Below are 22,967 nucleotides of genomic sequence, written 5' to 3'. Positions count from 1 at the left end.
TTTCAGTGGAGCATTCAGGTCGGTGCGCGCGGTGGAAAGATCCGCGTCGGCATCCAGAAAATCAGCAGGATCAGCGCCACGGCGACACCGGCCATGCACAGGTAAAGATCCGAGGCGGCGAGCACCACGGCTTGTTCATGCAACCGACGGGCGAGGCCCGGCGTGTCACTGTCGACCAGGGGCGAATTGCCCAGACGGTCCACCAGCATCGTCGAGTGGAAGTGCAGGCGCTGGGTGGTCAAGGTGTCCAGCACCCCGGTGGCGATGACCGCCGCCAGGCCTTTCACGGTGTTGAACCATGATGAAGCGAAAGGGCCGTCCATCGGGTTGATGCTGCCGGTCGACAGCATCAGCAACGGCAACACCGCCATCGGCTGACCGAAGATCTGCAGCAGTTGCAGCACATAGAAGTCGTCACGAATCCACACCGACGTCAGCTGCGAACCGCCCATGCAGGACAGCACCAGCATGCTCAGGCCAAGCCCCAATACCCAACGGCAATCGACCCAGCGCAGGTTGCACAGCGCGGCCACCAACGGCAGCGCAATCAACTGCGGCAATGCTGCCAGCAGCGTGATCGGCGCGGTCTGCACCGGGCGATAGCCCTGGACCTGCGCCAGATAGCTCGATGGAAGAATCACCACCGCCGACAGCACCACCAGAACCCCGGCAAGGGTGATCAAGGCGAACGACAAGTTGCGGATGCCGAGCATCTGTATTTTGAAAAACGGGACGGGCTGCGACCATTCGTTGATCAGGAACAGCACCAGCAATAGCACCCCGCCGATCAGCAAACCGCAGATCAGGCTCGACTCGAACCAGTTCAGCCGATTGCCCTGCAGAATGCCGATCACCAGCATGCAGATCGCCGGAAACCCGAGCAGCAGGCCGCGCCAGTTGAACTGTTTGAAGCGCTCAAGGCGCAGCGGATCCTGAGGAATGCCATAGCCCACCGCGACCATGGCAATCAGGCACGGCACGACGATTTGCCAGAACGTCCATTGCCAGCCGACGTACTCGGTCCAGAGCCCCGCCAGTGGCGTGCCCAGCCCCGGACCGAAGGTGGCCGTCAGGGTGTAGCCGGCCAGACCGTAAAGCTTCACGTTGGCCGGCAGAAAACGCAGGGCAACGGTCATCAACATCGGCGGCAATGCACCGCCGGCCAGGCCTTGCAAGGTACGCAGCACCAGCAGGCTTTCGTAGTTCGGCGCAAAAGGGCACAACACCCCCAACAGGGTGAAGGCACTGATCGCCCAGAGCGTGAAGCGCCGCAATGAAAGGGTCACAGCGCACCAGGGTGCAAACGCCGCGGCGGCCACCGAAGTCGCAGCGTAGCTGGCGACCAGCCAGGTGCCCTCGTCATAGCCGATGGCCAACGCACCCCGGATATCCGCCAGGGCAACCTTGGTCACCATCTCGTTGAGGCCAGCAACCAGCACCGCCAACAACACGCCCACCAGGCCAATGATGAGCCGTGGGCCAAACACCATCGGCGCAGGGGCCGCCGTGGGGGCAGCCAAAGGCGCCGTGGCCGTCAGGGAGGTCATCGGTGTACAACTCCGAAAAAATAAGGTGGCAGTCTACGAACGCCAATCACTGACGAAAACTGACTTATCGGCAATTTATAAGTGCGTCTGACGCAGCATTCGGACACCGCTAATCACCGCGACGACGAACCCTTGTCACGCGTAGAAATGACGGAAAAAACTATCACCGCCGCTTCAGCTCAACCACCATCCATAGGTGTTAGTGGCCCCTTGCGAACTTCAGGGCTGAGCGGCCAGCCACGTCTCGTCGCAACAGGCTTTGAGCGTTTCACGCAGCCAGCGGTGGGCGGGATCGTTGTCAAAGCGCGGGTGCCAGGCCTGGCTGAGCACGATGGTCGGCAATGGAATTGGCAATGTGAACGAACGCAACTTGAGCCCCAGTCTGCGCACGCTCAGCAGCGTCTCCCGGGGCACCGGCAGAATCAGATCGGAATCGGGCAAAGCGAACATCGCCGCATGGAAACTCGGCGCAATCACCGCCACCCGCCGCTCCAGCCCCAAGGCGTTGAGGGCCGCATCGATCGGCCCACGGGCGATGCCGCGACGGGACATGCTGATGTGCGAATAACCGGCGAAACGTTCGGCGGTGATTTCCTGGTCGAGCAAGGGATGATCCTCGCGCACCAGCCCGACAAACTGGGTGGAAAACAGGTTCTGCACTTTCACTTCCGGCATCACCGGCCGATTGTTGCTGACGCTCAGATCGATGCGGCCCTCGCGCAAGGCCTCGTCATCGCCGTCGCCCTCCGGCGCGAAACGCAATTCGCAATGCGGGGCCTGACGCTCCAGGGTGTCGAACAGCTTGCCGCCATAGATGCCAATGAAGAAATCGTTGGCCCGAATACTGAAGCGCCGCCGCAAACTGCCCAGATCCACCACGCCCGCGGAGTGGAACAACTGCGCGGCCTGCTCCACCACATCGCGCACCTGTTCGCGCAATTCCAGCGCCTTGGGCGTCGGCACCAAACCACGACCGGCGCGCACCAGGATCGGATCACCGATGGCCTCACGAATACGCGTCAACGTGCGGCTCATCGCCGCCGGACTCAAGTTCATCCGCCGCGCCGCGCCCACCACACTGCCCTCGTCGAGCAAGGCGTCGAGGGCGACCAAGAGGTTCATGTCTGGCAATTGCATGGCGAGCACTCGTGACTGATCCGGGTTGATTCAGACGCAATGCTAGCAAACTACCTCAGAATGATGGGCCGGCCCGATAAGAGACCCACACCACTATCACTTCTGATAGTTCTCAAGTCTGGCTCAAGCGAGTAAAACTCAAGACCTGCCCCTCGGCCGAGAAGATCCCGGTATGAGTCAATCCATTGATCAAGACAACGGCGGCGCGTCACGAGTCGTACTGCTGGCCACCGACCGCAGCCAATCCATCCTTGGCGAAATCGTCGATGGGCAAACCAACACCCTCAGTTACTCCGCTTACGGCGAGCAATCCGCGCCGCAAAAAGTCGAGACACGACTGGGGTTCAATGGCCAGTTGCGTGAAGCAAGCATTGGTTGGTATTTGCTGGGCAACGGCTACCGCGCCTACAACCCGCGGTTGATGCGGTTTCATAGTCCGGACAGTTGGAGTCCGTTTGGGCGGGGTGGGTTGAATGCGTATATGTATTGCGTGGGGGATCCGGTGAATCGGGTGGATCCGACGGGGCATTTTTGGGATGTCATCAAGCTTTTTGCTCGGGACATGAGATACCGAACACCCGAAAAACTCGCCATTGCCAACACCAAGGCAATCGCAAGACAAAAAGCCATGTCGGCCCTTAGCCGAAGCTCCCGTTCAGTTGAACCCTCGAATCCGAGTCGTCAGTTTAACGCTCTGTCTAAGATTGGCGGCTATATCATGGGAGCCCCTGGCGCTATAAATCCCACTTCGTCGCCAGGCGGTGAAATTGCGCCCCAAAATGTGGGCGGCTGGAGATCACAAAATGTAAAAACACCTTGGCGAGTGAGTCATACCACCCAGGCCAGTTCGTCATCAAATACAAGCCGCCAAGTCATCAGCTCCAGTGGAAGGCCTATGAAGGAAGAAAACTATTTACAAGGTGGAGAGGTCCTCCCACGTAAAGAACTCTGGCCGAGCAACGAAACGATTTCCAGCAACGCCTCCAGTTGGACGAATGCCTCCAATACAACGGCGGGACACAGCATTCATAGTGATCAGTTTTCCCATGCTGCGGATCTTAGAGACTTGGAGGAGTCGTGGGCCCGACTCAATCAATTAGAGCGCGATCGTGACTGGTCTTCCAACGAGTCTTTTCACTCGACTGTTTCTTCAATACGCAATACATGAGGGTTTAGGCTCATGAAGTACAGCGGTGCCCCCTCACCGCACCATCCCCCACCGCCTGACCGTCACCCGCTCCAACGAATCAAACACCAGGTTCTCCACCAGCAACCCGATCAGAATCACCACCACCAACCCGGCAAACACCTTGTCCGTGTACAGCTCATTGCGATTCTGAAAGATGTACCAGCCCAACCCGCCTTTGCCGCTGGTGGCGCCGAACACCAACTCCGCTGCGATCAACGTGCGCCAGGCAAATGCCCAGCCGATTTTCAGGCCGGCGAGGATTGATGGCAACGCGGCCGGGATCAGGATGAACAGTACGAAGCGCATACCCTTGAGGCCGTAGTTGCGCCCAGCCATGCGCAGGGTTTCCGAGACACCGAGGAACCCGGCGTAGGTGTTCAGCGCCAGTGCCCACAGCACTGAATGCACCAGCACGAAAATCAGGCTGTTCTGCCCCAGGCCGAACCACAGCAGCGCCAGCGGCAATAACGCGATGGCCGGCAACGGGTTGAACATCGAGGTCAGCGTGCTGAGCAAATCGCGACCGAATTGCGTCGACACCGCCAGTGTCGTCAGGGCAAATGCCAGGACGATGCCGATCAGGTAACCCTTGAGCAACACCACCAAAGAAATCCACACCTTGCCGAGCAATTCACCACTGAGCAGGCCGTCGCACAAGGCGTTTGCGGTTTGCATGAAGCTCGGCAGCAGCAGGTCGTTGTTTGTATAGCGCGAAGCGGCTTCCCACAGCACGGCGAGCATCATCAGGATCAGGCTTTTACGAAGCCAGCCCTGTTGCCACAGACGTTGGCCGATGGGCAGTTCACGCTCCAGCGGCACGCTGGTCAGTGGCTGCAGAACGGTTTCAAACGCTTCACGCGGGGATGATAAATGGCTCATCGGGCCCTCCTCTCAAACTGGCTCAATAAGCGATGCGGATATCGGCGAAGTCGAGTTCACGCTCGGTTTCTGGCGACTGGCCTTCATCGAACAACAACCGGTGGATGCGCCGCGCCGACGCCTGGAACGCCACCCCGCCGAGGCTGTGCAAGTCGTATTGATGGCTGTGGACTTCTGCCCTCACCCGCCCCGGATGTGGTGACAGCAACAGGATGCGGTTGCCCACCACCAGCGCTTCTTCGATGGAGTGCGTCACGAACAGCAACGTGAAGCGTACTTCCTCCCAAAGCAGCAGCAACTCCTCCTGCATCTTGCGTCGGGTCAGTGCATCGAGGGCCGCGAAGGGTTCGTCCATCAAGAGGATTTTCGGCTGCATCGCCAACGCCCGGGCGATGGCCACCCGCGCTTTCATGCCGCCCGACAGGGTATGCGGATAAGCCTCGGCAAACGCCGCCAGACCGACCTTCTCCAGGTAGTGCAGCGCCCGCTCTTCTGCCTCTTTGCGCTTGAGGGTTTTCGAGGCCAGCAGCGCGAACATCACGTTTTGCTTGACGGTTTTCCAGGGTGGCAGTTGATCGAACTCCTGGAACACCACAATCCGGTCCGGCCCCGGTGCATCGACCCGCTGACCCTGCAGACGGATCTCGCCTTCCACGGGCTGGATGAATCCGGCAGCCGCTTTGAGCAGTGTCGACTTGCCGCAACCGGACGGACCCAGCAACACAAAACGGTCTGCCAGGTCGATTTCAAAACTGACTTGGTGGGTGGCTCGAACCACACGCTGCGGCGTGCGGTATTCGAGGCTGACATTATCGACCGACAACAGCGCCTGGGCTGTTGCGTCCGGTTTGCTGACCGTGTGGCCTTGCAAGGAAGCATTCATTTCAATCAGCTCCCTTGCAGCGGTTTGGCGTCCTGGAAGAAGTAATCCTTCCACGACTGCGGTTTGTTTTTGATCGCGCCGACGCGGTAGAGAAACTCAGCCAGCGGATAGGTATTTTTCGGCGTGACGCTGAATTCGAACTGCGGGTTGTCGATGATTTTCAGCAACTCGGCGCGGTCGATTTTTGCCTTGGTGACGCGGATGTAGGTGTCGGCTGCCGCGCCTTTATCGTTTTGGGCAAACGTGGCCGCTTCGGTCAAAGCCTCGATAAAAGCTTTGTAGGTTTTCGGGTTCTCGTTGCGGAATTTCTCGGTGGCGAACAGCACTGTCGGCGAGTTCGGGCCCAACAGCTCGTAGGTGTTGAGCACCACGTGCACGTTCGGATTGGCCAGTGCCTGATCCTGGAACGGCGGGTTGGAGAAATGCCCGGTCAGTTCGGTGCCGCCAGCCACCAGCGCTGCCGTGGCATCCGGGTGCGGAACGGCGATGGTGTACTTGTCGAGGCGATTGAATTCCTTGTCGCCCCACTGCTTGGCGGCGGCGTATTGCAGAAAGCGCGACTGCACCGAAACCCCCACGGCCGGCACCGCAATGCGATCTTTCTCGGTGAAATCGGCGATGGTTTTGACCTGCGGATTGTTGCTCACCAAGTAGTACGGGAAGTTACCCAGTGAAGCCACTGCCTTAACGTTCTGCTTGCCGTGGGTGCGGTCCCAGATGGTCAGTAGCGGGCCGACGCCGGCACCGGCAATGTCGATCGAACCGGAGAGCAACGCATCGTTGACCGCCGCACCGCCCGAGAGCTGGGTCCAGTCGACCTTGATGTCGATGCCTTCCTGCTTGCCGTACTTCTCGATCAAGTTCTGATCGCGCACCACGTTGAGCAACAGGTAAACGATGCCGAACTGTTCGGCGATACGGATTTCACCTTCGGCGTGAGCCACAGTCGGCGCCACCAGGCTGCCGGCGATCAGGCTGAAACCCAGGCCGATGGCGGCGGCCAGCGGCGCGAATGGAAGACGTTTGGACATGATCAATCTCCGACAAATCAGAAAGGCGCGTCGCCCTGGATGGTGGTGCGATACAGCTTGCGGCGCAGATGGCTTGGGCATCCGGCGGCAAGGTGGATCAGCGAACGGTTGTCCCAGAACACCAGGTCATGGGGCTGCCACTGATGGCGATAGATGTTTTGTGGCAACACGCTGTGGGCGTAGAGCTCGGTCAGCAGTTGTTGGCTCTCGTCCTCCGGCAGGCCAACGATGCGGGTGGTGAATCCCTCGCTGACGAACAGCGCCTTGCGACCGTTTTCCGGGTGAGTACGCACCACCGGGTGCACCACTTCGGCGACCTGGGCGAGTTGCTCCGGGGTCAGCGTCGGGCGCCAGTTGCCTTCGAATTTGGTCTCGCTGTAACGCGCCGTGTAGGAGTGCGCCGCCGAGCGACCGTCCACCGCTTTGCGCAGCGCCTCGGGCAGGTTGTCCCAGGCTTTGTGCATATCGGCGAAGAGCGTGTCGCCGCCCTCGGATGGCAGCTCCTGGGCATGCAGCATCGAGCCAAGGCTCGGCAGTTCTTTGTAGGAGAGATCGGAATGCCAGAACTTGCCGGCATCACCGAGGCCGATGTTTTGGCCGTTCTCGACAATGTTGGACACGATGAGGATTTGCGGATGGTTCGCCAGCAAAAACTGCTTGAGCACATGAATTTGCAACACGCCAAAACGACGGCTGAAATCGATCTGTTGCTGAGGGGTTATGCGCTGGTCGCGAAAGACCACCACGTGATAGTCCAGGTGAGCGCGGTGAATGCGGGCGAAGTCCCGGTCATTGATCGGACGGGACACATCGAGGCCGATGATTTCGGCGCCCACTGCGCCGCTGAACGGGCGAATTTCAAAGTGTTGTGATGCGATGGCTGGCGATGCGGATACGGCTGACATAAATCACTCCCACGCACGGCACGCTCAAGGGCGCGCACGTCGATCAGAAACTCACGGATGTCGTGATGGTTCGTGTCGTGCGGCGCGCCGATTGGTCGGCAGGTACGCAGGTGTGTAACTTTATAGATATAAGAACATGATTTTAAATACCGTTAGCGAATAACCATATGGCCGAATTCGCCTATGCTGCTGACAGCATGACGCGGTTCTTCTCCGAGGGATGTTCCATGTTCTACGTGCAACGCAATACAGACGGACAACTGATGCGCGTGGAAGCCGAAGCCTACGCCGAATCCACGGAAACGCTGCCGGCCGACCACCCTGATCTCCAGGCCTGGTTCGCCAACGAACTCATGGCCACCAGCCTCACCCAGCTCAAGCAGATCAAACAGCTCAAGCAACTGCGCAAGAGTGACCTGGAAATGATCCGGGTACTCGACGATTTGATCGAAGTGTTGATCAGCAAAGGCGTGATCCTCGTCACCGACCTGCCAGCGCCGGCACAGGCCAAACTCATGGACCGAAGCCAGGCGCGGGAGGCGTTGGGCGGGTTGAGTCATTTGGTGGGTGATGATGAGGACGGGTTGATCTGAGTTTTTTCTTCGTCGCCTGTACTGACGCCATCGCGGGCAAATCCGCTCCCACAGTTTTTTGTGTGGTGCCCAAATTTTGCATCCACCGACAATCACTGTGGGAGCGGGCTTGCCCGCGATGGCGCCCTCACAGACAACTGAAAATCCAGAGCCCTACCCCCAAGGCTTCGGCTCACCCACCAACCGCCCCTGAACCCCATAAACCCCCAGCTCACGAATCACCGCCAGTTCGCCCTCAGTCTCGACCCGTTCGGCAATCAGCGGCAGATCAATGCTGTGGGCCGCTCGCTGAACCGCTTCGATGAACAGGCGCTTGTCGCTCTCCTGATCGATCGCGCGGATGTAGCTGCCATCGATCTTCAAGTACGCCAATCCGAGCCGCGCCAGGTTGCCGATCATGCTGAATCGCCCGCCAAAATGCTGCAGGCTCAACGAGAACCCGAGCTCGCGCAAACGCCGCGTCAGGTCTTCAAGTACGGCTTGGTCCGGCAATTGTTCTTCGCCGATTTCCAGGGTCAGGCGCGATCCCAGATTGGAATGCGAACGCAGCAGTTCGAAGAGGCCATTCAGTGCCTGCGGGTCTTCGAGGGTTGCCGGAGACAGGTTCAGCGCCAGGGACGATTCGTGATTGGCCATCTGTTCCAGCACCAACTCCAGCATCAGCCGGTCCAGTCGCGCGGTCCAGTCGAAGCGTTCCAGCCACGGCAGGAAGCGCCCGGCCGGAATGCTCTGGCCCTGATCGTCGATCAACCGTGAAAGGACCTTGTAATGCAGCACCAGCTGCGTGTCCTGGCTGGCCACTACCGGCTGGAAAAACAAAGTGAACCGCCGCTGATTCAGCGCCTGATCCAGCAAACCGTGCCAGGCATGATGATCATCGCCAACACTGGCCAACGCGCTGTGATCCAGGCAGACCCAGTTCGAATCACTCTGGCCCTCCGCCTGCGCCAGCGCCTGATCCGCCAGACCGAGCACGGCTTGCGGCGCGTCGCCATAGACAAATGGCGCCAGCCCGATCGCGGCCACCATAGCCACGTCCGTCGCACCGGTCGCATGCAGGCTGGCCATGGCGCTGTCGAGGTGCTGCGCCAACTGCAACGCTTCTTCGCGCACCAGCCCTGGCGCCAGCACGGCAAACTCGCCGCCCCGAATCCGTGTAACCAGGTTCAGGGTTTCCGGGTATCGCGCGCACTCTCGGGACAGTTGCTCGCCGACAGCCTTTAAAAATTCGTCTGTACGCTGACCGCCCAAACGCTGGTTGAGCCCCGCCAGATCCTGAACCCGCAGCAACAGCAAATAGCCAGAACTGGCCTGCTCGGGATTGCTCACCCGCGCGTGCAATTGCATCTCGAAATAACGCCGGTTGGCCAACCCGGTCAGGTTGTCCTGATAAGACTCGGCCCGCAGTTTTTCACTGCGCTCGGCCTGTTCCTGAAACAGCGCCTTGAGCTTTTCGACCATCTGGTTCATGGCTTGCACCACGCGCCGCAGTTCAGGCGTGCGAGGCAGGTCGGGCAAGCTGAGAAACTCGCGACGGGCGATGGCATGGGACTGCTGGACCATGTAATCAAGCGGTTTCAATTGTCGACGCAGCAGCAGCGCCCCCAGTATCGCGCTGACCACCCCACAGATCAGCAACCACGCCAGACTGCCCAACGCGCTCTGCCACAGTTTGGCCAGGGCGAACATCGGGTGGCTGATCACCTCGACCCGCGCAGCCTGCTCCCAACCACGGCTGACGATCGCATCACCACCGGCAGGCTCCAGGCCGATCAGTTTGACGAACCAGGCCGGGACGTTGGTATCCGCCGGGATACCGCTGCGTTCTACCAGTGTCTTGTCGCTGGACAGATCAACCACACGGATGCTGGCGTAATAGCCGCTGTCGAAAATCGAACTGACCAGTAACTCGGTCATCGCCGGGTCATCGATGTTCGGTGTCAGGGACAGCGCCAGCGCCGTTGCCGCGTCCTGGGCGTGGGAGCGCAGCTGATTGACGTACTGGGTTCGTGAACTCTCCAGGCTGACCATGAAACTGCCGGTGAAGGCGATGACCAGGAACAGACAGATTGCGATCAACAGTTGTTTGAACAATGACATCTGTGGCTTGCTCCTAGTTAATCGACTCGACCGGGAATCCTTCGGCCTGCATTTTTTTCAGCACGTCCTGCCAACGAGACAGGCGCTTGGTATCACCGACCCTCTGACTGCCCTTGGCACCGGGCAACCACACCCCTTCTGCATTGAAAGAGTAGACCGGCAGCAGATCCGTTCGTTGGCTGGCGGGCCGGATTTCATCGATCAGGCTGTCGAGCACCAGCGGCACGGCCTGCGGGCTCGAGTAATAGGTCAACACCATGTGCGCGCGATTGAGGCGCAACGCCTTCACGTAGGTAATGCGCAGCTTGTCACTGGCAACGCCCAAGTGACGCAGGCTGAAATACTTGGCGATAGCGTAGTCTTCGCAATCGCCGGCGCCTTTCCATAGGGCTTCGATCGGGGTCTCCCAGTAATCGGCCTGATGCCACAGATCGACATCCTCGACGTAGCGTATGCGCTGGTTGAAGAACTGGTTGACCTGCTTGAGCTGCTCCAGCTCGCCGGCCTGCTTCTGGATGGCCAACAGATGCTGCCAATCATCGATGCGCTGCTGACCTTCGCCCAAAGGTCCGTACAATGCCTGCGCCCGGCGGCTGATGGAGGAAAAGTCCCAATCGCCCAGCGCATCGCCCAGCATCACGCCGGCCAGCAGTAACGCGCCGCACAGCGAGCACAATGTCCGTGAGATCGGGAAACGTACTGCCAATGCGAGGCATCCAGGTCAGGCAGGTGGAATTCGGTTGATGGTGTAGGTTAGCTTGCAAAAAAACAATGGCACGGTGAGATCACCGAGGGCGCGCTAAACTCATGGAAAGGCGCTCTGTTGCGCGTTTGACAAGCCGTCAGGCAGTTACTAGTGTCAGTTGGATCCAAAAATAAATCAGCCATTCAGGGTGCGTAGTAGTGACACAAAAGCCCAACCCGCTTAGCAGTATCAAGGTCAACGGGCCGATTCCCGCTCACTTGGCACGCTCAGTCATCGAGGAAACCCTGCGCTCGGCCATTCTTGATGGTCGCCTGCCTTGCGGTATCGCCCTGCGCCAGCAAGACCTGGCCGACCTCTTTGGTGTCAGCCGCATGCCGGTGCGAGAAGCCCTGCGCCAGCTCGAAGCTCAGTCGCTGCTTAACGTGGTCGCTCACAAAGGTGCCGTAGTCGCCCCGCTGGTCCAGGGTGACGCCGCGGAAACCTACGCCCTGCGGATACTGTTGGAGTCCGAAGCACTGCGCCTGTCGGTGCCACTGCTTGAGCCTGCGGACCTCGAACAGGCCGCGCGGTATATCGATAAGTTGGAAACCGAACACGATTACACCGAAATCGGCCGACTCAACCGCCTGTTCCACATGGCGCTTTACGGCAAGGCGCCCAATAAACGGCTGCTGAAACTGGTGGAAGACGGTTTGAACGAGGAAGAACGCTTCCTGCGCTTCAATCTGGAAGCCATGGGCCTGGGCAAACTGTCCCAGGAAGACCACCGGGCCATGTTGCGTGCCGCCGAAGAGCGGGATGTCGAAGGTTCAGTGAAGTTGCTCACCCATCACCTCAATCGTGGGGTTGAGGTCATCACCCAATACCTCAACAGCCCTGAAGCCCAGAGCAGAAACAACCCGAAGTAAAGCAGTGATGAGGGAGCCCGCTCCCTCTCGGCTGTACAGCCGACAGTCCGCTTGAAATCGAACGATCCGCTTACAAATCTCCCGCCTTCATAGCCCTCACCGCCCCCAGGCCTCGGTGATAGCGGCTGCATTGAATTACGCTCACTCTTGGGGTGCCGACCACCTATGAACGGGGCGACGCACTGCAGTAATGGAGCAGTCCCCCGCACCAAGAACCTACGGAAGGAGCCTTGCCACGGGAACGGAAGCGTCGACGTCATCCCCGGCGAACTTCCACCCCTCAGATCACTTCAACGGTTTCATCAAGAAAGTTGCTTCGAGTGAGGCATTCACTCTTTATAAAAATTCTGACTTATATAAGACGGAAGGAGCAACCACGCCCAAATAAAACTTATACAAATAGTCTTATTGGAACTTGTCGCGCGAGAGAAAGTTAAACTTAAAAACACTGAAAAAAATAACTTGCCCAGCACTTTATTTGTGTACTAGTTTTTCTACGCCGACATTGGGCACTGGCTGAGAAGCCGCAACCTATGGCCCCCAAAGCAACTGAAAAAGATCAATTCAATTGAGGCAACTGCTCGCCTGGAGAAACTTAAAACCCGCAACCAACACTTGATTACGCCTTCCCATCTGACAACTTAAAGGTTCGCCAATGAGATCCACTAGAGAGCATCTTGAGCAAAAGAAAGCCGAACTGAGTGCGCACCCGATTTTCTCCGAAATACATTCACTCTCGGTTCTACAGCGTTTTATGGAAAGCCATGTATTCGCAGTTTGGGACTTCATGTCGCTGACCAAGCGATTACAGCAAGAACTGACGTGTACGCAATTACCCTGGCTCCCCCCACGAGACCCGCAGGCGGCACGATTGATCAACGAGATTGTGCTCGGCGAGGAATCCGATGACCGCCCGGCCCAGGGACACTACAGCCATTTCGAGTTGTACCTGGATGCCATGCGCGAAGTCGGCGCGAGCACAGCCGCCATCGAACGCTTCGTGTCGCTGCAGCAGGAAGGCGTGAGCTATGACGTAGCGTTGCGAAGTGTCGAGGTCGACCCGGCGGCTGCGCGGTTCGTGCGCCATACGTTGCACACCGCGTTGCACGCCCCGGGCCACAGTGTCGCGGCGGCATTTCTGCATGGTCGCGAGAGTGTGATTGCGCAGATGTTCCAGCGCATTCTTGACGACTGGGGGATCGGCATCGAACAGGCCCCGACCTTCCGTTACTACCTCGAACGGCACATTGAAGTCGACTCTGAAGACCACGGCCCTGCCGCAGAACGACTCCTTGCCCGACTGGTCGACAGCGATCCGCAACGCCAGGCAGACGCGTACGCCAGCGCCATCGCCGCCGTGGAAAGCCGCATCGCCCTGTGGGATGGCTTGCGCCTGAGCATGAGCGAACCTTTGGCGAAGGTGAATCCATGAACGCCGCCGACTATCTATCGTTCGCCGACGCCTGGGAGAGCCGCGCCACCATCCGCACCCGCCCGCGGCGCCTGCTGGAGAACGACGACAAGCTGATCTATCCGCTGAGTCGGCAACCGCTGGTACTCAGCGAGACGTTCCTGCGCGAATGCCCGGAGCAGCGCGATTTCGCCCTGGTGCAGACGCTCTACAAATTCATTAACGACGTGGTGATCTTCGAAACCGAGATCGTCGACAAGACCGCCCGCAGCATCGCCAAGAATCGCTTCGCCATGGCGTTCCCTTTCGCCTGTCGCTATGACGCCATGACCGTGGTCGTCGACGAGGATTACCACGCGCTGGTGGCCATGGATTTCATGCAGCAGACCGTCGCCATGACCGGCATCACGCCCATCGAGTTGCCCGACGAAATCGAGCTGAGCCGCGCGATCCCGGCCGCCATCGCCCTCGCGCCGGAACACCTGCGCAGCGCTGTGGAGCTGATATGCGTGGCGATCGCCGAGAACACCGTGACCGGCGATGTCGCGGCGTTTGCCAAGGACGGTACGGTCAAGCAGTCGATCAAGGGCCTGATGGCCGACCACTTGCTCGACGAAGGCAGGCACTCCGGATTCTGGTCGCGGATGGTGCGCATCTACTGGCATACCGCGAGCGAAGACGACCGTCAGCGCATCGCGCAAATCCTGCCGGTATTCATCGGCCACTACCTGACCAACGACATTCAGAAAGCCTTCGACGTCCACCTGATCGACGCTTTGCAGATCAAAGACGCCACACGCCAGTCCCTCAAGAACGAGATGTCCGGCCTGGCCTTCCCGATCAATCGCCACCATCCGCTGGTCGCCAACATCGTGCGGTTTTTCCGCAGCAGTTCGCTGCTCGATTCGCCGTGCGTGCAAAGCGCCTTGAGCGACTATTTGCTTTGACGAGGACCCCGTCATGAGACGTCTCGACATTCTGCTCGCTGGACACAGCCAGGCCCTGACCGAGCTTGCGCTGGAGCTCGAACAACACGGTCATGCACTGACGCGGATAACGTCATTCGACGCACCGGTGCCGGAGCACCTTGATCTGGTGATCGATGATGCCAGCCTGAACATTCGGATTCCCGGTGTTGCGCCGCGCCTGACGCTGCAACTGGGTATCGACCTGTCGGCCGCTTCGGGGCTACCGGCGCTGGATCTGTTATTCACCGTCGACTCGACGTTGCTCACTCGCCTGCCGATCGCCGATGAAACCACGGGCAACGGCCAGGCGCTGCGTTTGCGCGCGATGGCGGAACTGTTCGACCACGTGGCGCTGCTGGTCAGTCGCTACTCCCGGGATGCCGAGTATTTCCTGCACACCGAAGCGGCCACCGACGTTCACGTCGCGAAGCGCGAAAACCTGCTGTTTCTCGATAGCCTCGCGTACCTCCATCGCCGCAATGCCACGGCTCATCCGCGACTGCTGAAACTGGCTGAACAGCCGCTGATCGAGCGACTTGAACAGCGCTTCATTCAGAGCGCCGAAAGGCCTGCGTTGAACGTTGCCGGCATCACCCTGGACTATCGCCAACTGCATGACCTGAGCCGTGCGATCGAACAACGATTGCAGCCCTTGCTATCTGTGCATGAAGGCCCGGTGGTCGTGGGGATCTGCCTGCCGAAATGCAGCGCGTTATACGCCGGGATTCTGGCGATTCTGGGCAGCGGCGCGGTGTACTTGCCACTGGAGCCAAGCCATCCGCTGCAACGCCAGCAGTACATTCTGTCGAACGCCGGCGCGGCGATATTCCTGCATGACGGGCAGCATCCGCTTGCAACTGAAATGCCGGGATTCGATATCACGGCTATCGACGCCACTGCAGTGAATCTCGCGCAACCGCTGATGCGTCGGCGCCTCACTCCCGATGCACCGTGCATGGCGCTTTACACATCGGGCACCACCGGCCACCCCAAAGGCGTTTTGCTCAGCCAGGCCAACCTCGCACACTTCACCGCGTGGTACGCCGACTATGTGCAACTGACCGAAAAGAGCCGGGTGCTGCAGTTTTCTTCACTGAGTTTCGACTCGTCGCTGATCGATATTTTCCCGACCCTGCTGCAAGGCGCCGAACTGGTCGTGCCCGGCGATGACCAGCGTCGCGATCCGCTGCAACTGGTGGAGCTGATCCGTCATCAGCAACTGAGCCACGCCTTTTTGCCACCGGCACTGCTGAGCATTCTGCCGCTGGAGCAACTGCGCAATCTCGAACACGTGATGACCGGCGGTGATGTCTGCGAGCCGTGGGTCATCCAGCAACTGACCCGCCAAGGCAAGCTCTACAACCTCTACGGCCCGACCGAAGCCACGGTGCTGATTACCGCACGGCAGTTGCAGGCGGACGACAACAACCGAACCCTCGGCGACCCGATCGCCAACAGTCAGGTGCTGATTCTCGATGAGGACTTGCAGCCGGTGACTGAGCAGACCGTCGGTGAGTTGTACATCGCCGGTCCCGGCGTGTGTCTTGGGTATGTGAACAACCCGCAGCAGACTGCCGAACGCTATCTGACCCTGACGCGGCCTGATGGCCAGGCCTTGCGCGTCTATCGCACCGGCGACATGGGGAAGTGGACGAGCGAGGGAATCGAGCTGTGCGGGCGGCGCGACAACCAGGTAAAGATTCGCGGCTTTCGAGTCGAGCCGGAGGAGATCGAACGCTGCCTGCGCGACAGCCAGCTGTACCGTCAGGTGGCGGTGGTGATCGACCGCCATCGGCGAATCCTGGCCTTCCTTGCACAGCCTCAGGAACACCGGGCCGGTGCAGCTCGCGATGCGCTGAAGGTTCATGCCCTGGAGTTTCTGCCGGACTACATGCAGCCCGTAGCGTGGACCGAACTGATGAGCATGCCGTACGCCAGCAACGGCAAGGTCGATCGCAAGGCGTTGCTGGAGCTGCCGGTCTGTGTCAGCGAAAACACCTCGCTACGGCTGCCGGCCAACACCGATGAAGCGCTATTGCTGGAAATCTGGGCCGAGTTGCTGGAGTTGCCGACCGGCGATATTTCCACCGATGAAAGCTTCTTCAATCTGGGCGGTCATTCGATCCTGTTGTCGCGCATGCTCCTGCGTTTGCGCGAAGAATTCGGTCGCAGCATTTCGATCAACCGCTTCATCGAACTGCCCACCATCGCCAAGCTTGCGACACTGGTGCGAGGTTCAGGCAGTGACGAAGTATTGAGCGAGCAAGCCTTGGCCGACGCCTCACGCGAACTGCATGTGCAACCGTTACCCATCAGCCGTCTGGGCGATGTACACAAGGTCATCGTCACCGGTGCCAACAGTTTTGTCGGCGTGCACATCGTCGAAGCCTTGCTGGCGTGGGGCGCCAGCGAAGTCGCCTGCCTGGTCCGCGATGGAAACGGGCAATCGGCCGTCGAGCGGTTCGCTCAGGCATTGCGCGAGAATCGACTGGAGCATCTGGACCTGAGTCGGGTGCGGGTCTACGCGGCGGACATCACCCGGCCTTGGCTGGGGCTGGCCGATGAGGCCTACCAGCGCCTTGATCGAGAGTTCGGCGCATTGGTGCACAACGCTGCCAACGTCAATCACGTACTCGACTACGCGTCACTGGCGCGGGACAACGTCGAGCCGATTTTCGAATGCCTGCGATTGTGCGAAGGGCAGAGCAAAAAGATCTTCAACTTCGTCTCGACACTCTCGGCGTCCAGCACGGTTTCCGCCGATGGCCAGGTACTCGAGCTACCCGCAGCGCAAACCCCGCCCATCTACATCAAGAACGGCTACAACCTGTCCAAATGGGTCGGCGAGCGGATCCTCGAACGCGCGCGCGAACGCGGTGTGCAGGTCAATCTCTATCGCCCCGGAAACATCAGTTTCAACAGCCTGACCGGCGTGTGTCAGCCACACAAGAATCGTTTGATGTTGATGCTCAAGGGCTCGATCCAGCTCGGCCAGGTACCGGAGTTCGCGCTGAATTTCGACCTGATGCCGGTGGACTTCCTCGCCCGTTTCATCGCCTTCCATGCCAGCCGCTATCAGCCGGAAAAAGCGGTGTTCAACCTGCACAATCCCGAGCCCCTGAGCTGGGACCGCTATGTGGCGTCGTTTCGTGACGCCGGGCAGGAATTTTCATTGGTCAGCGTCGCCGACTGGCAGCAGCAACTGGGCCGGGTCGACAGCGATAACGCGCTGTTCGGCGTGCTGGGCTTCTACCTCAACGGCTTCGAAGAAGACATCGGCGACATCTCAATGATTGGTCACGCCAACGCCCAGGCCGGTGTGCGGCAGATGGGCGCGCGCTATCCGGAAAAATCCCCGGCGTTGCTGCGACGCGGGTGCGACTACCTCAAAGAAATCAATTTCATCTAATTCCATCCAAACCAGCACGGAGCAAAACCATGAGCACTCTGCAACCCGATACCCTGATCAAAAACCCACAAGGCTGCCACGTCGTGTCCGCGGTGGAAGTCCCGGCCGAGGCTACACAGGTCTGGGCCGTTGTCGGTAACTTTGCCGGTTTCGACCGATTCATTCCGGCGCTGTCGCACATCGAAATGACCGGTGAGGGTGTGTCTTCGCTGCGCAAGAAATTCTTCAAGGACGGCAACCTCGTCGTCGAGCAACTCAACTCCCGCGACGATCAGGCACGGAACATGACCTGGACCACGATCTACAACACCCTGGGGGTGGCGAATCTGTGGGCGGCGATGCAGGTAGAGTCTTTGGGCTCAGGCACATCCATCGCCACCTGGACCATCATCGCCGAACCGGCGCAGGGTGGTGACGCGCCGGGATTCCAGGCGTTCGTCCAGGGTTTTGCCGATGATGCGATGAACAATGTGTTGAAGCTGTTTGGATAAGGCTTTCGTTTAGCGGTGATTGATGCGCAGGCTCACACCTGCAGTTCTGTGGGAGTGAGTCTTGCTCGCGATGAACAAAAACGCGGTCTGCGCGACTTGAGTTTCACAGCAGTTGCAAAATCCCCACCCCTTGATGACAATGCGACTAATTATCATTTGTGACGTCCGAGCAGTCGCGTTCATGTCCTCTCCCGAGTTTGCAGTACAGGCGCTTTACAGCAGCCATCACGGATGGCTCAACGGGTGGCTCCGTGCCCGATTGGGCAATGCCGCCGATGCCGCAGACCTGGCCCAGGATACTTTTGTGCGGTTGCTGCAACGAACCGAACGCCTGGAGCTCAAAGCCCCTCGCGCCTTTCTGCGAACCATTGCCCGAGGCCTGGTGATCGATCACTGGCGCCGCGAGGAAATCGAACGCGCGTATCTGGAAACCATCGCTCATCTTCCCGAGGCCGAAACGCCAAGCGCCGAATCCCGTGCGTTGGTGCTCGAATTGCTCGAAAGCATCGCCCGCATGCTTGAAGGATTGAAGCCGAAAGTACGTCAGGCGTTTCTCTTGGCGCAGTGCGAGGGCCTCACCCACAAACAGATCGCCGAACACATGGGGCTGTCCCTGCGTTCGGTGGAGCGCTATGTCGCCGATGCGCTTTTCCACTGCTACACGCTGCGTTATCAAGCATGACGCCTTTGGATAATTGGTCGTTGAACCGCCGTGGCGAACCGCATCAACAAGCGGTCAAACAAGCCATCAACTGGCTGCTGCGTTTGCGCAACAATGCCTCCAATTCGAAGCTTCGCCAGCAATGCGATCTCTGGCGCGCAGCACACCATGAGCACGAACTGGCCTGGCAGCGCGTGCAGTCACTGCACTCGGAGTTGAGCAACAATCTGCGGGCCGTGCCCGGCGCACAAGTGGCCTTCAACACGCTGGAGAACAGTGCCCAGCAATTGGGACGGCGCCAGGCGATGAAGTTGCTGTCGGGTGTCTTGCTGATGGGTTCGGCCGCGTGGCTGGGCAAGGACGTTATCGGCTGGCAGCAATGGCGCGCCGATTTCGCCACCGCCACCGGTGAGCGCCGCGCCTTCCAATTGCCGGATGGCACGCGGCTTGAGCTCAACACCGATAGCGCTGTGGACCTGGATTACACACCGCAACAACGCCTGATCAAACTGACCCGAGGCGAAATCATCGTCACCTGCGGCGGGGCCGATGAAGGCGCTGCATTCGATCGGCCCTTGCGCGTTCAAAGCCGGCACGGCCTGTACGAAGGCGTGGGCGCGCGCTTCATCCTGCGCCATGAGGCCGAGTGCACGCGGCTCAGTGTCACCAACGGCCATGTGCTGATTCATTCGCCACTGGCTGCCGATGGCCAGCCAACTCAAGTCAAGGCGGGGCTCAGTTACCTGATCGATCATCAGCAGGCGCGGTTGGCCCCACCGCTGGACATGGATCTTGGCGCCTGGGCGGACGGGGTGATCGTGACCCGCAACATGCGGCTGGGGGATTTCCTCCAGGAGGTCGGACGCTATCGCCACGGTTACCTGAAGTGTGCGGCCGACATTGCCGACATTCGACTGTCCGGGGTGTTCCGCCTGGAGGACACCGACAAGTTGCTGGCCATCCTGCCGCAAACCCTGCCGGTGCAATTGCGCTACCGCACGCGTTGGTGGGTGACGCTGGAACGGCGAGTCTGAACAATTTTTTTGGCGGGTTTTCCGATCAGGTCCGGCTTAGTCAGTAAGCACTTCAACTCAGCCTTAGCGACTTCCTACGGAAACCTACAATGACTGGCCGCTCCATCAGTAAGAATGCTCTTCGTTTCACGGCGAAATCCGGCGTATTGCGTCACGCCATTCGTGCTGCTCTTTTCTCGACTGCATTAGGCGTTGGCCTCGTGCCCGTCATGGGTCATGCCCAGGAAGGCAGTGAAGCCAGCCACCAGCGCTTCAACATCGCCGCCGGCTCTTTGAGCGATGTACTCAACCAGTTTGCGCGTCAGGCCGGTATCACATTGTCGATGACGCCGGAGCAAACCCGCGGGCATGAGTCACCGGGTTTGCAGGGCGAATACTCAACGGATCAGGGCCTGAGCCGTCTACTTAGTGGCTCGCGTCTCATGGCCGTCAGCCCCGATGGCAGCAGCTATGTATTGCGCCCCGCCGCCGACAACGAAGCGCTGGCGCTGCCGGCCACCGATATCCGAGGCTTCGCACTCGGCAATGCCTTGGGCAGCATGGAAGGCTACAACGCGACCCACAGCCAGATCGCCACCAAGACCAGTACCGCGTTGCTGGAAACCTCGCAAAGCGTATCAGTCGTCACCCGCGAGCAAATGGACGACCAGGGGTCGCAAACGGTATCGCAAGCCATGCGCTATACCCCCGGCGTGCTGACCAATCCTTATGGCGCGACCCATCGCTACGACTACGTGGCCATGCGCGGCTTCAACGACGGCTCGGTGGATAACATCTATCTCGATGGACTCAAGTCCATGGGCGACAGCGGCACCTACAGCACCATGCAGGTCGACCCGTACTTCCTTGAGCGCATCGACATTCTCAAAGGTCCGTCATCGGTGCTTTACGGTCGCAGTTCACCCGGCGGCCTGGTGGCGTTGACCAGCAAGAAACCGCTGTATGAGCCCTATCATCAGATCCAGGCCACGATAGGCAACCAAGGCCAACGCGGCATGGGTTTTGACTTCAGCGGCCCTGTGGATGACGACAAGCGTGTTGCCTATCGCCTGACAGGTCTGGCGGATCAGTCCGACACGCAATTCGATCACAACGAGGAAAAACGCTTTGCCCTTGCACCGACGGTGAGCATCGATTTCACCGAAGACACCTCGCTGACCTTGCAAGCGTACCTTCAGCATGACCCCGATGGCGGCTATCACGGTGGCGTTCCTGCCGATGGGACTCTTCGCCTGCGCAACGGCAACCGGATCACTGCGCATTTCTTCGAAGGTGAGCCGAGTATCGATGGCTACTCGCGTGATCAGCAGTCTTTCGGTTATCAGTTTGAGCATCGCTTCAACGACACCTTCACCGCCCGACAGAACTTCCGTTATCTCGACTCCAAAGTGAACATGGATCAGGTCTACGCCTATGGCTGGACAACTCCCACCAGCAACGAACTGAATCGCTACTACAGCGGTGGCGACGAGAAGCTGCATGCATTCATCGTGGACAACATGTTGCAGGCGGAATTTTTCACCGGCGCATCCAAACACACTGTGCTGATGGGGGCGGACTACCAGCGACGCAAGACTGTCGTGGACTGGACCAGTGGCGGTCTGGCGCCGATCAACGCATTCGATCCGGTGTACGGAAACCCGGCGATCGAGATGTACGGTGACACCCGTTACTTGCGACGCCTGGAGCAAACCGGCGTGTATCTGCAAGACTTGATCGAGATGGACAAATGGCGCTTTTCCCTCGGTCTTCGCCAGGATTGGGTTGAGACATCGGACGAGAACCAAATGGCGGAAAGCGGTCGTCCTGAAGGCACCGAGATCAACGACAAACGTACCAAACTGACGGGACGCGCCGGGGCCCTGTACCTGTTCGATAACGGCATCGCTCCGTACATCAGCTATTCCGAGTCATTCAACCCGAACTCCTACTCGGACAGCGCGGGCAATCCATTGGCGCCCACCGATGGTACGCAGTGGGAAGTCGGTTTGAAGTATCAGCCACCGGGTACAGACAATCTGTTCACTGCATCGCTGTTCCGCATCGATCAGGAAAACCTGGCCACCAAACTGCCGCAGGAGAACTTCTATCGAGCGGTGGGTGCTGTCCGCTCTCAAGGTCTGGAACTGGAAGCGCACATGCAACTGACCAATAACCTCAAAGTACTCGGCAGCTACACCTTCACCGACATTGAATACTCGAAGTCCATGGTCAGCACCTTGAGTACGGATACCGACCTCATTGAAAACAAAGGAAACTCACCTACCCAGGCACCACGGCATATGGCTTCGATATGGGCTGATTATGCATTCGACCATGGCACTCTTGATGGCCTGCGGCTGGGTGGCGGGGTGCGGTATGTGGGGTACAGCTGGGCCGATGCAGAAAACACCATGAAGGTGCCGTCGTATACGTTGTTTGATGCCTCTGTCGGTTATGACCTGGGCAAGGTGGGCTTGAAGGGTGTGGATGTGCGTTTGAATGCGAACAACTTGACCAATGAATCTTATGTAGCGTCCTGTGCCAGCCTGAACTTCTGCTACCTGGGCGAAGAACGCAATGTCTCTGCGACGGTGAGCTACCAGTTCTAATCATCCTAGCGAGCATGAAAAAGCCAGCCCCTGAATCCAGGGGCTGGCTTTTTAACGTCTGCGACTTTTAACAGGCCCAGAACGACAAAACCCCTGTCTGCGTTAGCAGACAGGGGTCTTGGGATTTAATCTTGACGATGACCTACTCTCACATGGGGAAACCCCACACTACCATCGGCGATGCATCGTTTCACTGCTGAGTTCGGGATGGGATCAGGTGGTTCCAATGCTCTATGGTCGTCAAGAAATTCGGTGTGCTGGCCCGTCTCCAGGGACGTATCAGCGAATTCTTGATGCTTCTACTATAAAGACAAAACCCCAACTGCTTTCGCAATTGGGGTTTCGGAATTTAATCTTGACGATGACCTACTCTCACATGGGGAAACCCCACACTACCATCGGCGATGCATCGTTTCACTGCTGAGTTCGGGATGGGATCAGGTGGTTCCAATGCTCTATGGTCGTCAAGAAATTCGGTGTGCCGACTCGTCTTTCGACGCTTCAGCAAATTGGGTATGTGACAG

The 22,967-nt window shown here is 59.0% G+C and carries 18 protein-coding genes and 2 rRNA genes; 10 read left to right on the top strand and 10 right to left on the bottom strand.

Going from position 1 to position 22,967, the window contains the following annotated elements; all coding sequences use genetic code 11:
• Nucleotides 1-14: 14 nt before the first annotated feature.
• Together M5G20_RS06335 and M5G20_RS06330 are read right to left on the bottom strand one after the other, a co-directional pair.
• Complete coding sequence (locus M5G20_RS06335) at nucleotides 15-1,547, bottom strand: MFS transporter (protein ID WP_273918420.1); 1,533 nt, start codon at nucleotides 1,545-1,547, stop codon at nucleotides 15-17.
• A gap of 219 nt (nucleotides 1,548-1,766) precedes the next feature.
• Nucleotides 1,767-2,684, bottom strand: a complete 918-nt coding sequence (locus M5G20_RS06330; protein WP_273918419.1) for a LysR family transcriptional regulator — start codon at nucleotides 2,682-2,684, stop codon at nucleotides 1,767-1,769.
• A gap of 172 nt (nucleotides 2,685-2,856) precedes the next feature.
• On the opposite strand from M5G20_RS06330, the gene M5G20_RS06325 reads away from it, so the two are divergent.
• On the top strand, nucleotides 2,857-3,852 hold the full coding sequence (locus tag M5G20_RS06325) for an RHS repeat-associated core domain-containing protein (protein ID WP_273918418.1): 996 nt from the start codon (nucleotides 2,857-2,859) through the stop codon (nucleotides 3,850-3,852).
• A 33-nt stretch (nucleotides 3,853-3,885) separates the two neighbouring features.
• On the opposite strand, the gene M5G20_RS06320 is transcribed toward M5G20_RS06325, so the two are convergent.
• Genes M5G20_RS06320 through M5G20_RS06305 form a run of 4 tightly spaced genes read right to left on the bottom strand, consistent with a single transcriptional unit; the run spans nucleotide 3,886 to nucleotide 7,571 of the window.
• Complete coding sequence (locus M5G20_RS06320) at nucleotides 3,886-4,752, bottom strand: ABC transporter permease (RefSeq protein ID WP_273918417.1); 867 nt, start codon at nucleotides 4,750-4,752, stop codon at nucleotides 3,886-3,888.
• A gap of 22 nt (nucleotides 4,753-4,774) precedes the next feature.
• Complete coding sequence (locus M5G20_RS06315; RefSeq protein WP_273918416.1) at nucleotides 4,775-5,635, bottom strand: ABC transporter ATP-binding protein; 861 nt, start codon at nucleotides 5,633-5,635, stop codon at nucleotides 4,775-4,777.
• 5 nt (nucleotides 5,636-5,640) lie between these two features.
• Entirely contained in the window at nucleotides 5,641-6,666 is a 1,026-nt protein-coding gene (locus tag M5G20_RS06310; protein ID WP_273918415.1) for an ABC transporter substrate-binding protein, read from the bottom strand.
• Between the two features lie 17 nt (nucleotides 6,667-6,683).
• Nucleotides 6,684-7,571 (bottom strand): TauD/TfdA dioxygenase family protein, encoded by an 888-nt coding sequence (locus tag M5G20_RS06305; RefSeq protein WP_273918414.1) that lies wholly within the window; start codon nucleotides 7,569-7,571, stop codon nucleotides 6,684-6,686.
• Between the two features lie 227 nt (nucleotides 7,572-7,798).
• Here M5G20_RS06305 and M5G20_RS06300 point away from each other — a divergent pair, with 227 nt between their 5' ends.
• A complete protein-coding gene (locus M5G20_RS06300) occupies nucleotides 7,799-8,164 on the top strand; it encodes a tryptophan synthase subunit beta (RefSeq protein ID WP_273918668.1) in 366 nt (121 codons plus the stop codon).
• 153 nt (nucleotides 8,165-8,317) lie between these two features.
• On the opposite strand, the gene lapD is transcribed toward M5G20_RS06300, so the two are convergent.
• Together lapD and lapG are read right to left on the bottom strand one after the other, a co-directional pair.
• Nucleotides 8,318-10,264: a cyclic di-GMP receptor LapD gene (gene lapD / locus M5G20_RS06295; RefSeq protein ID WP_273918413.1), complete on the bottom strand. Its 1,947-nt coding sequence runs from the start codon at nucleotides 10,262-10,264 to the stop codon at nucleotides 8,318-8,320.
• Nucleotides 10,265-10,277: 13 nt separating this feature from the next.
• A complete protein-coding gene (gene lapG / locus M5G20_RS06290) occupies nucleotides 10,278-10,970 on the bottom strand; it encodes a cysteine protease LapG (protein ID WP_273918412.1) in 693 nt (230 codons plus the stop codon).
• A gap of 197 nt (nucleotides 10,971-11,167) precedes the next feature.
• Between lapG and M5G20_RS06285 the strand changes: the two genes are divergently transcribed.
• The 8 genes from M5G20_RS06285 (at nucleotide 11,168) to M5G20_RS06250 (ending at nucleotide 22,443) form a co-directional block, all read left to right on the top strand.
• On the top strand, nucleotides 11,168-11,878 hold the full coding sequence (locus tag M5G20_RS06285; protein WP_273918411.1) for a GntR family transcriptional regulator: 711 nt from the start codon (nucleotides 11,168-11,170) through the stop codon (nucleotides 11,876-11,878).
• Between the two features lie 655 nt (nucleotides 11,879-12,533).
• Nucleotides 12,534-13,310 (top strand): DUF3050 domain-containing protein, encoded by a 777-nt coding sequence (locus M5G20_RS06280; protein ID WP_273918410.1) that lies wholly within the window; start codon nucleotides 12,534-12,536, stop codon nucleotides 13,308-13,310.
• Nucleotides 13,307-14,236, top strand: coding sequence for a diiron oxygenase (locus tag M5G20_RS06275; protein WP_273918409.1), 930 nt, complete (start codon nucleotides 13,307-13,309; stop codon nucleotides 14,234-14,236). The genes M5G20_RS06280 and M5G20_RS06275 overlap by 4 nt, the downstream gene beginning before the upstream one ends.
• 13 nt (nucleotides 14,237-14,249) lie before the next feature.
• On the top strand, nucleotides 14,250-17,666 hold the full coding sequence (locus tag M5G20_RS06270) for a non-ribosomal peptide synthetase (protein WP_273918408.1): 3,417 nt from the start codon (nucleotides 14,250-14,252) through the stop codon (nucleotides 17,664-17,666).
• A gap of 29 nt (nucleotides 17,667-17,695) precedes the next feature.
• The gene (locus M5G20_RS06265; RefSeq protein WP_273918407.1) at nucleotides 17,696-18,157 is read left to right on the top strand and encodes an SRPBCC family protein; all 462 of its coding nucleotides are present in this window, start codon (nucleotides 17,696-17,698) and stop codon (nucleotides 18,155-18,157) included.
• Nucleotides 18,158-18,338: 181 nt separating this feature from the next.
• A complete protein-coding gene (locus M5G20_RS06260; RefSeq protein WP_273918406.1) occupies nucleotides 18,339-18,839 on the top strand; it encodes a sigma-70 family RNA polymerase sigma factor in 501 nt (166 codons plus the stop codon).
• The gene (locus tag M5G20_RS06255) at nucleotides 18,836-19,852 is read left to right on the top strand and encodes a FecR domain-containing protein (RefSeq protein WP_273918405.1); all 1,017 of its coding nucleotides are present in this window, start codon (nucleotides 18,836-18,838) and stop codon (nucleotides 19,850-19,852) included. The genes M5G20_RS06260 and M5G20_RS06255 overlap by 4 nt, the downstream gene beginning before the upstream one ends.
• Before the next feature lie 89 nt (nucleotides 19,853-19,941).
• Nucleotides 19,942-22,443 carry a TonB-dependent siderophore receptor gene (locus tag M5G20_RS06250; protein WP_273918404.1) on the top strand — a complete coding sequence of 834 codons (2,502 nt, stop codon included), beginning with the start codon at nucleotides 19,942-19,944 and terminating at the stop codon, nucleotides 22,441-22,443.
• Nucleotides 22,444-22,572: 129 nt separating this feature from the next.
• Here the strand turns inward: M5G20_RS06250 and rrf (M5G20_RS06245) are convergent.
• Nucleotides 22,573-22,688 (bottom strand): 5S ribosomal RNA (gene rrf, locus M5G20_RS06245).
• A 108-nt stretch (nucleotides 22,689-22,796) separates the two neighbouring features.
• A 5S ribosomal RNA gene (gene rrf / locus M5G20_RS06240) occupies nucleotides 22,797-22,912 on the bottom strand.
• Between the last annotated feature and the right edge of the window lie 55 nt (nucleotides 22,913-22,967).

This window comes from Pseudomonas sp. TNT2022 ID1044 (assembly GCF_028656895.1).
In the GTDB taxonomy this organism is placed as follows: Bacteria; Pseudomonadota; Gammaproteobacteria; order Pseudomonadales; family Pseudomonadaceae; genus Aquipseudomonas; species Aquipseudomonas reinekei.
Note: the sequence above shows the minus strand (reverse complement) of the source record. Positions and strands in the feature narration are given on the sequence as shown.